The organism is Longibacter sp. (assembly GCF_051155795.1).
Taxonomy (GTDB): Bacteria; Bacteroidota; Rhodothermia; order Rhodothermales; family Salinibacteraceae; genus Longibacter.
Map to the genome: position 1 here is coordinate 1 of NZ_DAXETW010000121.1, position 14,157 is coordinate 14,157.

Consider the following 14,157-nt stretch of genomic DNA (forward strand, 5'->3'; position numbering starts at 1 on the left):
TTCGCGCTGAGGCGCGTCAGTTCCGTATCGGACCGGTTGCCGGAAAATTGCGACTCCGTCGGCCAGTAGTTCTTCACGCACGTCCACGTGTCGGGACTGCTCGTCGTGTACACGCCGGTGTGGGCGTAGACGGTGCCGCCGAAGTCGATGAGGCCCTGGGTGCCCTCATCGGCGTTGAAGAACACCGTAACCGAGCCGTTTTCAGACGGAACGACCGGCTCGGTTTCCACGACCGGGCTGCTGCTCTGCCCGAAGGCCGGCGGCGCGAGAGCGAGGGACGCCGCGGCGACGACGCCAACGAACAGGGTCAGCACTCGCCGCAGAAGCGTCGAGGTGCGATAGGGAGTAGCTTCGGACATGAGATCGCGGGGACAGGCGGCGGGCTGCGAGGAAAGGAGGTGGCTCGGACGAGATCACGGCCATCCTCTCGGAGAGACGGGCGACGGACGCCATTCGTCTCTCCGGGAGGGGCCCTGGGACATCAAAAGGGCCACGTTACATCGTAGAACCCTGGTGTAGCAAAAGCGCACCGGCTACGCGGAGCCGGTGCGCCTGAGCTACCGTCTCACAACATCATGGTCATCATGGTTGCAAGAGCCTCCGTACGCGCGGAGCACCGCATCGAGCGGTGCAAGCGCGGCGGTGTGGGTCAGTTCCCTGCTGGCTGAAACTGAACGTCATCGATGAGGAAGTCTGGATCCGAGCCTCTCGACTCGAAGCCGACGTTGTTCAGTCCTTCGGCATAAATGGCCGACGGCTCATCCCCCATGGCGGACAGCGGGATCGTGACGGTGGTCCACTCCGTCGCGGCGGGGAGAGCGATCTCCGTACCGTTGTCGAAGTTGTACCCACCGGCCGCATTCGGCGTCTCAAGGAAGGCGAAGAGAGCGTCACCGTCCACGGCTCCTTTCACGCGCAGCGAAAGCACGCCGTTGTTGGGCAGGTTCACCTTCAGGCCGTTGTAGTTGTAGCCGAAGCAGCCGCCACCGTCAACGCGCCGCGAGGTGAAGCCGGCACTTTCGTCGGCGACGTCGCTGGAGCCTTCGAGCGTCACGCACGAGTACTCGAGCGTCGCGGCCTCAAAGTCGTCAACTTCGACGACATCGAGTTCGGCCGTCGACAGCATCATGTCGTCTACGGCGTAGGTTACGTTCGCGTCGGCGGAAAGGGTCACGCTTTCCAGCGGCCCGGATCCTCCGGCGCGGCTATCGACCGGGTCAAACGATGGGTTGATCTGGTCGAACCCGATCCCGTATTCGACCCACTCATCCCCGCTTTCGACGGGAATCGTGTAATCATACGACGCGGTGCCGCCACCGATGTCCTCGGTAAAGGTGAGCGTCAGTTCGAAGTCGGTGCTCGGATCCGGTCGCACGATGAACGAGAAGCGGTCGGCGGACGGCGCACTGGCGCGGCGTTCAAACGTGACGCTACCGCCCGTTCCAGGATCACTGATTTCGAGCGAGTTGACGCCCGTGCTCCGCGTCAGGTTGAGACTGGACGACTCCACGACGGTGGCGCTGGCCCCTCCGGTTTCAGACCGGGTGCGCTCGTCGTAGTCGGACACGACGGCGAAGCGCGGCTCGAAGTCGGTCGACACGACGAACGGGGCGATGGAGACGCTGACCGTATCGGCAATCTGGCGTCCGTCGGCCTGTCCGGCGACAGCGATGGTCTCACGGACGATGCTGTTGCCCGAGATCTGCCCGTCGTAGGTGACCTCAAGCTCTTGCGTGCCACCGCGCTGGGGCGAGCCTTCCTCGCTCACAACCGAGGTGACAAGGTCGCCGGAGGGCGTAATCTGCGGGGCTCCGTCGAGTCCCTGGTACGAGATCGTGAAGGTCGTGCGGGCGTCGCCAATTAGCACCAGGCTGGCAGAGGCGGGTGACCTCAGGTCGGGCTGGAAGTCGAAGTCCTCGACGCTGGTCGGCGTTTCGTCACACCCGGCGGCAACAAGCCCCAGGAGGACGGCGGCCATCAGGCCTAAGGATAACTGTATGATTCGGCGCATGTCGGCTCGAGAAAATGTGAGAACAACAGTGTGTACTTCGCAATGGGGATCGCGGATGTGTGCGTACCACCGGCGGGGCCGTCCCCGGTCCAGCAGCGCGTCAGCCGCGACGCATGCGCTACCCCGGACGCCACCGAGCCGTCAGCCGACCCGGCGCGCGTCCGAAGCAGGGCGTCGGCATGCGCTTAGCAGGTTTCATTTTCCGGAAGGTTCGGATTGGCCGCCAGCTCGCCGGCCGGCAGCGGATAGAGCGCGCGGCAGGCCCCGATGGAGGTCCCGTTCTGCGCGCCACCCTTCCAGGCCCAGACGTAGTCGCTTCCAGTGAAGCGGCCGAAGCGAACCAGGTCGGTCCGGCGCTTCGCCTCCCAGAAGAACTCTCGTCCGCGCTCTTCGAGCAAGAACTCAAGGTCGAGCTCCGACGACGTGATGTCCGTCGTCAGGCCTGCCCGTTCGCGCACGTCGTTCACGTAACTGAGCGCGGTCGATGGGTCGCCGGCGCCCGGGTCACGTGTGACCGCCTCGGCGTAAATCAGGTACGCCTCGGCGACTCGGAAGAGCGGGTAATCGGTGTCGGGGAACGTGGGATTCTGCCCGTCGGCACCGGTCGATGTCTTGTTCTGGAACTTCGGGACGGCATAGCCGGCGGTCGGATCGAGAAGATCCGTCACCTGAAGGCTCTGACCGCTCCGGAAGAACTGGTTGCCCGGTGTGTTGTCGAAGACCGGACGCTGGTCGCCTGTCTCAAACAGATCGACCGTCTCAGGCTGCGTGCGCAGGCCGTCGTACCCGGTGTCGATGCCGTATGCGGCCGGGTCCATGTTCGCGTTGATGACGGCGGCGTGCGTCAGGAACTGCGTCCCGCCGAAGTGCTGCGTCCGCTGGCCGTCGTTCGGGATCGCAAAGATGATCCCGTCCGCCGTGTGGTTGTCCGCCAGGAACAGGTGCTGGTACTCGTCATCGAGCTGGAACCCGAAGTCGATCACCTTCTGCGCGTACTCGGCTGCGTCCCCGTAGCGGGGCTCGCCGATGTAGACTTCGGCGTTCAGGTAGATATTGGCCAGCACCATGTAGGCGGCGGCTTTGCTGGCGCGTCCGTACTGCTGCTGCGATGGATCCGGAAGAACCTGCCCGTCGGGCGTGTCCGCTTCTCCGGTGATAGCCAGCATTTCGGACTCCACAAAATCGAAGACCGCGCGCCGCGCTTCTTCCTTGGTCTCGCCGGGGTAGGGCGGTGGCGTGGTACCTGCCGGGCTTTCTTCGGTTACGATCGGAACGCCGCCGAAGAGATCAAGCGCGTGGTAATAGCTGAGTCCACGCAGGAAGCGGGCCTCGGCGATAAACTCCGGAATCTCTTCCTGCAGCGTCTCGCTCACCTCCCGGTTGGCGAGCACATTGGGCTGGGACTGTTTGATGAAGATATTGGCGTTCGCCACCTGGAAGCCGATCCGGCTGTACATCCCGGCCAGAAAGGCGTTGGATGGGTTCCAGGTCGCCTGGTTGAGTTCCTGCGGAGCCCCGCCGGCATCCTGATAGGTGATGACGGCGCCGTCGGCCGGAAGCTCTTGCATCTGCCAGTACAGTCGCATGTACTGCGAGAAGCCTTCGTCGGCGATCACTTCAACGTCAACGTCGCCAAACGGGCCCACCTGCCCCGTCACGTTCAGCCCGGCGTACAGCTTGCCGAGATACTGACGATAGGCGTTTTCATCCTGGAAGATCAGCTCTTCCGAGGCCTGGCTCTTCGGGGGAACTGCGACGTTGTCACAGGCGGCGAGTCCGAATAAAACCGCGGCAAGCGCGAGCGTAAGTACCACACGCGGCAGCCGGTACAGCATCGTGCCGTTCAGTGTCGTATACATGGAGGTTCGATGTCAATCTGAGCAAAAGATGTCAGGCTGATGCAGGCGCTTGCTAGAGGCTCACGCTGATGCCTGTGGTAAAGGTGCGCGAGCGGGGATAGATGTTGTTGTCAATCCCCCGGGAGTCGTCACCGCCGACCTCCGGATCCACACCGGAGTAGCCCGTCAGAACGAATGGGTTCGAGACCGAGCCGTAAATCCGGACGCTGTTGACGTACGGGATGACATTGGTCGTGTACCCGAGCGTGATGTTGTCCATCCGCAGAAAGGCCGCGTCCTCGACGTACACGTCTGAGAGATAGAGCCCATTCTCGAAATTATTCTCGAGAGCGGAGACGTGCAGGTTCGAGAGCGCCGGGGATCCCGGCGAGATGCGGGAGTAGTTCCCGTAGTTCGAGGCCACGTTGTTGTAGACCTGGTGCCCGAGGTTCGCGCGAATCGTGAAGCTCAGGTCGAAGTCCTGGTAACGGAACTGCGAGGTATGACCCAGGACCCAGTCCGGCTGCGGCGATCCGGCAATGTAGCGATCGTCGGTGTTGATCTCGCCGTCACCGTTGCGGTCGACGTAGTAGTCGAGGCGGTTGGCGGTGCCGTCACCGTTGTGATCGACGCCGTCCACGAGCGGCTCCCCGTTCTCGTCGAGCTTGTGCTCGAACAAGTAGAAGGACCGGATCGCGTCGCCTTCCCGGATGATCTGAACGTTGTTGCCGATACCACCGGAGATGCCGCCGACCAGTTCGAAGTCGCCAGGCTCACCCCGGACTTTCGTGATTTCGTTCTGGTTGTAGGCCCCCGTGAAGGATGCATTCCAGCTGAAGGCCTCCGTCCGAATGATCTCGCCGTCCAGCGCAACCTCCACGCCCCGGTTCTCAACCGAGCCGATGTTCGTGACGGCAAAGTCTCCCGGCTGAATGAAGCCCGGAAGCTGCACGTTGAAGAGCAGGTCGTCCGTCACGGAGTCGTACAACTCGACGGAGGCGTTGAACCGGTCGTCGTAAATTCCGATGTCCAGCGCGGCGGTGTACATCCGCGTACGCTCCCAACCAAGGGTCTGGTCGGCAGCCGACGGGCGAATCGTGTTGATGAACTCCTCGTCCTCTCCGGCACCGAATTGCGCCTGGGCCTGAGGGCCACCGGGCGTGTAAAAGCGCTTGTAAAGGAAGTCGCCGAAGTTCTGGTTGCCCGTCTCTCCGTACGAGAGACGCAGCTTCAGATTCGACACCACGTCGGCGAATGCATCGATGTTCTGGAGGAACGGCTCTTGATGCGCGCGCCAGGCAACAGCGGCGGAGGGAAACGTACCGTAGCGATTGTCCGGACCAAAGCGAGAGCTGCCGTCGCGGCGAACCGTAGCGGTCAGCAGGTAGCGGTCGAGGTACGTGTAGTTGATTCGACCGAAGACGGACACGAGCCGATTCTGAAGCTCGTTCAGCGCTGTTGTACTGAACTCGGTGTTCGTGACCGGCGTCGCGTTCTCGCCGAAGGCGTTCGTGGAGAGGCCGTTGGCGGTAAACTCCGGATACTCCTCATCAAAGTCCTGGAACGAGTATCCCGCCGTCACATCGAACTTGCTGTCGATCTCCTCAAAGCGACGGTCATAGTTGAGGTAGGCGTCGAGCAGACGGTTGGTTCGCGTGAAACTGAAGCGCTCCACCACACCGGCTCGCTCTTCGCCCTGCTCGGCCTGCGTTTTCAGAAACGTCGGCTGGAACGCCTCCCGCTCACCGGTCGATACGTCCCATCCGAGATTTACACGAGCACTCAGGCCTGTCAGGTACGGAAGTTCGTATTCCGCTTCGACGTTTCCGAGCGTGCGGAAGGCCGTCCCGACATTGCGCGCCAGCACGTACTGGGCGACCGGGTTGTCCTCCGCGAGGTTGGATCCACCCCACTCGAAGAAGCCGCCGAACGGACTGGTGAAGTCGCGAATCGGCTGTGTCGGGGCAAAGCTCGCAGCGCCGCCGACCATGCCGTCGGGCTCGAAGTCGTCTTCCGTTTTCGCCCCCTTCACGTTGGCGCGAAGCTGGAGCTGATCGTCGAAAAGCGACTGCGTGTACTTCAACCCGGTGCTCAGACGGCGGGTGGCAGACTGCTGCAGCACCCCCTCCTGGTCGAGGTAGCCAAGACTGAAGCGGATCGTCGCATCTTCGTAGCCGCGCGACATGCTGAGGTTGTGCTCCTGACCAATGGCCGTCCGCTGGATAGCATCCTGCCAGTCGGTCTCGGCGTCTCCCAGCTCGGAGACGCGCGACGGCGTACGGTCGGCAACGACCTGACGGAATTGCTGCGGCCCGAGAATGTCGATGTTTTCGACTGTATTCGAGGCGGAAACCGAGCCGCTATAGGTGACGCGTGCCTCGCCGCTGTCTGCACCCTTCGTTTCAATAATCACAACACCATTGGCGCCTCGCGTCCCGTAGATGGCGGTCGCAGAAGCGTCCTTCAGGACGGTGATGCTCTCGATTTCGTTGCGATTCAGGAAGTTAAGCGGGTTCCGCTGCGCCTGCGCGCCTTCGTTATCAATCGGCACGCCGTCAACCACGAAGAGCGGCTGACTGGATGCATTCACGGAGGTGGCACCACGAATCCGGATGAACGATTCGCCACCCGGCGCGCCGTCCGTCGTCGAAATCTGCACCCCAGCGACCTTACCGGAAATCAGCTGCTCGGGACTCACGCCCGCGGACGGGTTGAAGTCGGCGGCGTTGACCTTTTCGACGGACCCGGTCACGTCCCGCTCCTCCACGGCACCGTAGCCGATAACAACGATGTCGTCAAGCTGCTGGGTGGCGGGGGAGAGCGCAATGTCAATGGTGGAGCGTCCGGCGATGGCAACCGTGCGGGCGGAATACCCGACGAAAGAGAACCGGAGCGAATCCGCGTCCGCATCGACCGTTAGCTCATACTGGCCGTCGATGTCGGTCGCTGTACCGGTCGTGGTGCCGGGAACCGACACACTGGCGCCCGGGAGGGACTCACCCGTCTGGGCGTCCGTCACCGTACCGCTAATCTGTTGCTGTGCGAAAGCTGGTGCCGCAGAGGACACCGCACATGCAAGCAGGAGCACGAAAAGAACTCGTAAGCTGCGTTGCATAATCGTGTGGATGCTAGGGAAAAAACGGATCGGATGTCGTCAAACAGGTGTTGCTCGGGCCGCCGGAAGGATCAGGCGGCGCCGACGGATCGGATGGGACGCGTCGAGGCGCGCACGACGAGTTCGGGCTCGAAGCTGACCTGCTGAATGTCGGGTTGCGTATCAGCTTCGATCTGATGAATCAGGATGTCGGCCGCGCACGCCCCCATTTCGCGTCGGGGGCTGCGCAGGGTCGTCAGCGGGGTCGGCATAAAATCCAGCAGGTCGATGCCGTCGCAGCCGATCAGGGACACGTCCCCCGGAACGTCGAGCCCGTTCTCGCGAAGCGCTCGAGCCACCCCGACGGCGACGAGGTCGTTAAAACAGGTGGCGGCCGTTGCACGGTCATCGGGGTCCACGCTCTCAAGGTAATTGAGGGCCGCGCGGTACCCGTCCTCCATCCGCGCCCCGGCCTGCACCACCATACGATCAGAAAACGCCAGTTCGGACTCGCTAAATGCATGGCGCATCCCGGCGATACGATCATCGCTGTGCGTCGAGTATGCCGGTCCGGCGAAGTGGACGATCCGCCGATGGCCGTTTTCGATCAGGTAGGACACGGCCGCTTTCGACGCGGACAGCAAGCTCACGTCGACCGTATTGGCCTTTACCCCGAGGATGTGCTCCATCAGGACGAACGGCATGCGGGCCCGGCGAAGCTCAATCAGATTCGTCAGATCGGTCTCATCGTTCATCACGGGGTAGATGATGAGGCCGTCGGTGTCTCGACGCTGGAGATCCTCGATGATCTCGGTCTCCGCGGCAAAGTCTCCCTCCGAACTCGCGGTGTAGACGGTGTAGCCCGCCTCGCGAGCGCGGCGGCTGACGCCGTCAGCAATTTCGGAAAAGAACGGGTTGGCGCGCTCCTTCACGACGATTCCGATGCTTCGACCGCTGCGCATGCGGTTGCGGGCAGTGGAGCGCGGTCGGTAATTCAATTCGCTGACCGCCGCCATGACCTTGCTTCGCGTTCCGTCGCTCACCGGCCGACTGTCGTTCATAACAGCCGACACCGTCGACTTCGAGACCCCGGCCCGCTCCGCAACGTCATCAATCGTCGTTCGTCCCACGAACCTTCGATTTAATGAGGGGTGGCGACTGGCCGGGCGTCGTGTAACGCACTCGGCACAAAACACGGCCGGAACCCGGTTCGAAGGGTTCGCGGAACCGCTTCCGCGTGTACGATAGCGACGGTCCCCGAGGATGTCAAGAAATCATTACGCCTGTGAATGCTTCGAACCCCGTCGCCACGGAGGCAAAGACATTTCAAGAAAACAACAGCAAACCGCTTTCGACCCGCAGTTTTTTAATCAAAAGACCTGTTTTACACAACAAAGTCGTGGATGAGAGCCTTTTGCCATCACAAACTGCGGCTGACGGACAGACGCGATCCCTCTTCCGTCGGTTATTAACGCATGTATGCAGCCTACCCGACCGGTTCGTTGCATCTTATTTTCACAAAAAGACCCCTGACAGCGATTGGTGTCAGGGGTCGGGTCATCCTGTTGTATGTGGTGAACCGGTCCGCAAGCGACATTCGAACCCATCCGTTGGCCCATCAGGCCGAACCGGCTTACGACGCTTTTTCGCTACCCTCGCCCGCCGGTTGCAGTAGCAAACTCCGGCCGAAGGACCGTAACGTGAACACCGGGCACGGTGCCGTCCGCACGACCTTCTCGGCCACGCTGCCAATCACGAACCGCTTCAAACCGGTCCGTCCGTGCGTCGCCATTACCACGAGATCGACGTCGCCTTCCTCTACATAGTCGACGATATCGCGCGCCGCGTACCCGGTTGTGATCACCGTTTGCACCTCATCGACACGGTCGCGAACGCGGTCAGCGACTTCCTCGAGCGCTTCCCGCGCCCGGGCCTCGACGTTCGGCAGGTCCGGCGCCAGCGGGTCCACGCCGTAGACCGTCGGGTAGGCCGCCTGCTCAACCACGTGCATAAGCGTCAGCCGCGCCTCGTACGTCGCCGCGAGCTCGGCCGCGTGGTCGGCCACAAGATGGGACTGGTCGGACAGGTCCACCGGGGCGAGCACGTGATCCACGAACGGACCGGCCGTCGGCTCGTCGCCCGCAAGCACCGTAAACACGGGGCAGGGCGCCTCACGCACGACCTCCTCCGATACGCTTCCGCTGAGGAGCCGGTCGAAGCCGCGCCGGCCGTGCGTGCCCATGACGATCAGGTCGACCTCGTCGGACTTGGCCTGCTCAATGATGGCATGGGCAGGCGAGACCGACTCGATCTGACCGTACGTCACGCGGACGCGCCCCTCCTCCTCTGAGGGCGTTTTCACGTCGACGCCTTCCGCCGGCATGTAGAACATGCCGGGACGGCCCTCCACTTCTTCAAGCGGAAGGTATTCCATCGGGTTCATCTCGTGAGCCTCCTGCGGGGTCACGACATTAAAGACGTACACTTCGGCGTCGTACCGCATCGCAAGGTGTGCGGCGTGCGAGAAGGCATCTTCCGCGACTGCCGAAAAGTCTGTCGGAAAAAGAATCCGGTTGATGTCAAGCATGGCCGTTCGGGGTTCCGTGACGATAAGAAGGGTTGGGACGCGTGAAACAGCGGGGCGATCAGGTCGCGCTTTCGCTCTCAACCCACTGCACCGCGTGCTTCATGAGTTCGGTTGCCGATTCGAGGTTCAGTTTCTTCTTGATGCGGGCCCGATACGACTCGACGGTCTTCACGGACAGGTGCAGGCGTTCGGCGATGTCGCGCGTGGACGAACCGTGGCCCGTGAGCTCAAACACTTCAAGCTCGCGGTCGCTGAGAATCTCCAGCGGCGATTGCGTGATGCGTTCCCGCCCGCCCGTGGCCATGCTCATCAGCAGGCGTTCGTTGATCTCGTCGCTCACATAGATGCCCCCACGCATGACCTGCCGGACGGCTTTGACGATCATCTCGCCGGCTTCGAGCTTCATCACGTACCCGCGGGCACCGGCCCGAATGGCACGCTCGGCATAGAGCGTTTCGTCGTGGCGCGACACGACGAGGATCTTGATGTCCGGCTTGCGAGCCTGAAGGTGCTTCACGAGCTCCATCCCGCTCATGCCCGGCAGCGAAATGTCGATGATGGCGAGGTCGGGCTCCAACTCGTCAATGTCTTCCAGCGCCTCCTCAGCACTGCTCATCTGCCCCGACACGTTGAACTCCGCCTCTGCGTCGAGCGCCAGAGCCAGACCTTTTCGCATCAGCGGATGGTCGTCAACAATGATGATATCCGTCATAATCGGTGCGGTCGGTGAACACGGTCGGTGGACACGCGACGGCCTCAACGGGCGCCCCGCATCCGATAACGTACACATGATCCAAAAAGACAGCCGTCAGGGACGGTTCCCCCACACGTACCGGGGATTTCCCTACAAAGGGGGTTGGATCGTTGGGGCGTTGGATCGTTGGGGCGTTGATGCGTTCGGGGCCGGGCCTCTTCTACCGCGCGGTATGTTGATTTACGGCGTCGGCGACGGCGACCGATACGAGCGGGGTGACGGCGAAGGTGTAAACCGCAAACCATCCCAGCCCTTCGCTGCGTCGGGATCGCCCCAGGCGCGCGAGCAGACAGCCAAGACCGACCATGACGAAATTTCCAACGACGGCCCCGCCGGTTGTGTAGCCGTAGTGTCCGTTCCGCCCGTCAACGGCGTGGAGAACGGTTCCTGCCGAGACCGCGCCGACCACCGAGCCGACGAGGAGTTCACGCACCGGAGTCCCTCGATATCGGTCTTCCGGGGTGGGTGCGACGGCATGCATGGTGAAGCCGCCGATGGTGCCACCGATCGCGTAGCCGAGAAATGCGAGCCCCACAGCCGTCTCTGAGGTTTTGTAATCCGCGGTCTCGCTGCCTGACACTGTTGCTTTTGAGGCCACGCACGGAGCAGCCGAGCTGCACGCGGACGGTGCATATACGCGCCACCCTGGTGGAATCGCCGTGACGGACGCCTCCGCACGCAGCGAAAGAGGCAGAAGCTGGGCCGTGCTATCACCCGCCGGTGCAGCGAACAGCAGCAAGAGGACAACCGCAAGCGCACGGTACACCGAGCTTCGAACCATAACAAGCGACTCCCGGAAAAAATGAGGCCTTTAAAAAAAGCACACGTAAGAATACAACAAGGGCCAATCGTTCCGAGAATTTTCGGCGGCATTCATTTGTCGCCGTTCGTGAGTGGCCCGTTGGATGGGAGTCCAGCCGCGCAACGACGGTCGCGGCACCCCGGTAGCTCCCGATCCCACAACCTACCCATTGCACACGACCGACGAAACGATTCCTTACCACACGCAGTCCGCCGCGTCGAGTCCCATGTGAATCAGCAACCCGAGGCCGGCGAGATGCGCGGCGCGGGCGAGCACCGAACGCTTATGGAGGGTAGCAGTCGACCGCACAGCCAGCGGCCCGAGGAAGAGGAGGGCGTACGCGACGATGGCCGGCACCGTGTGGAGCGGGTGAAAGCCAATCGAGCACCGCGCCGGGTCGTAGATGGGATCTGCGAGGAAATGATCTACGTCCACCACCATCGTCAGTAGCATGATAACGACCGCCTCGCGCCAGTGTGCACGGTAGAAGAGGAGTCCGACGGCGAGCGGTACGACGAGGTGGAGGGCGATGTGGATCATGCGTGCGTCAGGTGCTTTCCGCGATGTCAGTGGGCCACCGGGCATCCACCGCCGCCGCTCGGCGGGCCGCCACCGATGTTCGAGGGACCGGTGCCGTCTCCGCCTGTCGTGCCGACCGGTGGACCGGGCGGTTCCTCCTGCGCACTGCTTTCACCGTCCCCGCCACCGGGCGAGGCGCCGCCGGGCAACGTGCACGTCACCGTGGTCCCACCGGCCGGCATGCTGCTAATTTCCAGCGTCCCGCCAATGATGCGCGCGCGATAATTCATGATGTGAACGCCCATCCCCGGCCCGTCGATGTTCTCAGGGGAGAATCCGACGCCGTCATCCTGGATGCGCAGGCGAATCTGCTCGGCTCCCGACGCAAACGCGATCTTGATGCGCTCGGCGCTTCCGTGGCGGACGGCATTGCTGACGGCCTCCTGCGCAATCCGGTACATGTGCGTGGCCGCCGTGGCATTGTGCACCAGTCCGGTTCCGGCCTCGTCAAGCGTGCATTCGACACCGAAAAGACGCTCGGCGTTGTCGCTCAGTCGCTGGAGGGCCTTCGATAGACCGTTCGCCTCCAGATCGACCGGTGTCAGGCCGCGGGCGAGATCGCGTGCATACTGGTCCGCCTCCTTGATGAGGTCGGTTATTTCTTTTGCCTCGTCCACCAGCTCGCTGTCCTCGTTACCGAGCTGGCGCGACAGGTTCTGACTCAGCAGACCGATGCCGGTCAGCATCTGGCCGAGGCCGTCGTGAAGGTCCTGGCCGATGCGGCGACGCTCCTGCTCGGAAATATCCAGAATCTCTTTCTCCAGCCGCCGCCGCTCGCTGATATCGCGCACAATGCCGGTAAATGCGTGGACGGACCCCGTGTGTACCTCGCTCACCGCCAAGTCCATCGGGAAGGTGCTGCCATCCTTCCGCCGGCCCGTGACCTCGCGCCCGATCCCGATGATGCGCCGCCGGCCCGTGTCGTGATAGCTGCGCATGTAGCCGTCGTGCTCCTCCCGGTACGGCTGCGGCATCAGCACCTTTACGTTCTTGCCCATCACCTCCTCGTCGGTGTAGCCGAAGATGCGCTCCGCCGCAGCATTGAAGGACTGGATGATGCCGCCGGTGTCGATCGTGATGATGCCGTCGACGGTCGTCTCGATGATCGACGTGGCGCGGGCCTCACTCTCCCGCAACGCGCGCTCCGTCCGGGCGCGCTCGACGGCCCCTGCCAGCACATTGGACACGGACTGAAGGAAATACACGTCCTCCTCGTCGAAGCCGCGACGATCGGTGCTGTGGGCGCCGAGAATCCCGTACGGCGAGGGCGAGCTGGCGATGACGACGCTCACCCCGCTCGTCGCGCCATGCGCGGTCAGCAGCTCCGGCGGCGTGAACCGGCGTTCCTCGTTGATGTCGTTGACGACGACGGGCGCGTCGGATTGGAGGGTGTATCCGGCCTGCGATTCGACCCCGTCCGTTACCGTAGCCGAGCCGACCGCTCCCGCCGCCCAGCCAATGCCGGCCTTCATCCGAAGGCATTGTTGGGCCGGGTCGTGCTCGAGGACCTTGCACATGCTCAGGTCAAGCGCCTTCGACACGGCGCGCACGGCCTGGGCCATGAGCACCTCCAACTCGGTTCCAGCCAGTGCTCGGCGACCGATCTCAGCCACAACGGCCTGGTGCCGCGACGGGGAGGCCTCCGGCGGACGATGGATGTTCGACTCGACGTATTGCTCGACCAGACCGAGGCGTGTACTCAACCGATCGGCATCGAACCCGTCGAGAATCACGTCGCTCGCCCCGGTCTCGAACGCGCGGTGGATGCTTTCCGGATCCCGCTCAACGCCGATGAGAACCAGTTGCAGGTCGTCATACCGCTGCGTGCATTCCTCCGCTCGGCGCAAGACCGGCGGCTCCGAGTCAACAACCACGCACGCATCATAGGCAAACCGGCCTGCGTCCTCCGTTGGAGGCGCATCGTGGGATGGAGCGGCGAGGTCCAGGGCGTGCCCGCGTTCGCGAAGCACCCGCTCGACAACCGTTCGGTTCTGCGATGCAGGACCGTATACAAGCGTGTCCATACAGGTCAGCGTGGCTGTTTCCGGGTCGAAATATCGAATGCTGACGGCGGTCCTCGGCGAACGAGCAACCGCTCCCCGAACCGTTGGCCGTACAGGCGTTTCCGGTTGAGAACGTCTACGTCAAAACATACAAAAGAGATCGTTCCTCATCAGAGAATATCGGACTCGTTCACGACCACCGACGCATGCAGCCGCGTGGGTTCATGGTCCGTAGGTAGCCGTCCACAGTTACAACACCGTCGCATCCCACCCGTGGGGCTGTGGGCATTTCCCCTACATCGCTGAACAACATCTCTCCACGTAGGCCACTGTGGTGCTTCTGTCATGCTCACGACCGTTCAACCGCGTCTTTGGAAACGGATCGATGAGACCGTCGAGGGCCGACACGTTACCTCCCCGCTCTTGCCTCGCGCCGTTCCGTTCCCCCTCGATGTGGGAGCGACTCTGTTCGGAAATGTCGATCGACAC

The 14,157-nt window shown here is 62.8% G+C and carries 10 protein-coding genes; all 10 read right to left on the reverse strand.

The genetic code is table 11. The features are described from left to right. Positions 1-359: hypothetical protein (locus ACFCU0_RS12390; RefSeq protein ID WP_434973991.1), on the reverse strand; the 359-nt coding region annotated here is incomplete at its 3' end. A gap of 290 nt (positions 360-649) precedes the next feature. Further along, positions 650-2,011, reverse strand: coding sequence for a hypothetical protein (locus ACFCU0_RS12395; RefSeq protein ID WP_434973992.1), 1,362 nt, complete (start codon positions 2,009-2,011; stop codon positions 650-652). Positions 2,012-2,196: 185 nt separating this feature from the next. Beyond that, positions 2,197-3,870: a RagB/SusD family nutrient uptake outer membrane protein gene (locus tag ACFCU0_RS12400; protein WP_434973993.1), complete on the reverse strand. Its 1,674-nt coding sequence runs from the start codon at positions 3,868-3,870 to the stop codon at positions 2,197-2,199. Between the two features lie 52 nt (positions 3,871-3,922). Next, positions 3,923-6,964, reverse strand: a complete 3,042-nt coding sequence (locus ACFCU0_RS12405; RefSeq protein ID WP_434973994.1) for a SusC/RagA family TonB-linked outer membrane protein — start codon at positions 6,962-6,964, stop codon at positions 3,923-3,925. A 71-nt stretch (positions 6,965-7,035) separates the two neighbouring features. Beyond that, on the reverse strand, positions 7,036-8,073 hold the full coding sequence (locus ACFCU0_RS12410; RefSeq protein WP_434973995.1) for a LacI family DNA-binding transcriptional regulator: 1,038 nt from the start codon (positions 8,071-8,073) through the stop codon (positions 7,036-7,038). 503 nt (positions 8,074-8,576) lie between these two features. Continuing rightward, positions 8,577-9,530: a universal stress protein gene (locus ACFCU0_RS12415; RefSeq protein ID WP_434973996.1), complete on the reverse strand. Its 954-nt coding sequence runs from the start codon at positions 9,528-9,530 to the stop codon at positions 8,577-8,579. A gap of 58 nt (positions 9,531-9,588) precedes the next feature. Beyond that, positions 9,589-10,242 (reverse strand): response regulator, encoded by a 654-nt coding sequence (locus ACFCU0_RS12420; RefSeq protein ID WP_434973997.1) that lies wholly within the window; start codon positions 10,240-10,242, stop codon positions 9,589-9,591. A 202-nt stretch (positions 10,243-10,444) separates the two neighbouring features. After that, positions 10,445-11,065 (reverse strand): hypothetical protein, encoded by a 621-nt coding sequence (locus ACFCU0_RS12425; protein WP_434973998.1) that lies wholly within the window; start codon positions 11,063-11,065, stop codon positions 10,445-10,447. Between the two features lie 216 nt (positions 11,066-11,281). Then, a complete protein-coding gene (locus tag ACFCU0_RS12430; RefSeq protein ID WP_434973999.1) occupies positions 11,282-11,626 on the reverse strand; it encodes a DUF6122 family protein in 345 nt (114 codons plus the stop codon). Between the two features lie 26 nt (positions 11,627-11,652). Beyond that, positions 11,653-13,689 (reverse strand): PAS domain S-box protein, encoded by a 2,037-nt coding sequence (locus ACFCU0_RS12435; protein ID WP_434974000.1) that lies wholly within the window; start codon positions 13,687-13,689, stop codon positions 11,653-11,655. Positions 13,690-14,157 lie beyond the last annotated feature (468 nt).

Excerpts from the sequence above, each read along its gene's own strand:
- ACFCU0_RS12395 (WP_434973992.1), bottom strand. The coding sequence starts at position 2,011 with ATGCGCCGAATCATACAGTTATCCTTAGGCCTGATGGCCGCCGTCCTC.
- ACFCU0_RS12425 (WP_434973998.1), bottom strand. The coding sequence starts at position 11,065 with ATGGTTCGAAGCTCGGTGTACCGTGCGCTTGCGGTTGTCCTCTTGCTG.
- ACFCU0_RS12430 (WP_434973999.1), bottom strand. The coding sequence starts at position 11,626 with ATGATCCACATCGCCCTCCACCTCGTCGTACCGCTCGCCGTCGGACTC.
- ACFCU0_RS12405 (WP_434973994.1), bottom strand. The coding sequence starts at position 6,964 with ATGCAACGCAGCTTACGAGTTCTTTTCGTGCTCCTGCTTGCATGTGCG.
- ACFCU0_RS12420 (WP_434973997.1), bottom strand. The coding sequence starts at position 10,242 with ATGACGGATATCATCATTGTTGACGACCATCCGCTGATGCGAAAAGGT.
- ACFCU0_RS12435 (WP_434974000.1), bottom strand. The coding sequence starts at position 13,689 with ATGGACACGCTTGTATACGGTCCTGCATCGCAGAACCGAACGGTTGTC.
- ACFCU0_RS12400 (WP_434973993.1), bottom strand. The coding sequence starts at position 3,870 with ATGTATACGACACTGAACGGCACGATGCTGTACCGGCTGCCGCGTGTG.
- ACFCU0_RS12415 (WP_434973996.1), bottom strand. The coding sequence starts at position 9,530 with ATGCTTGACATCAACCGGATTCTTTTTCCGACAGACTTTTCGGCAGTC.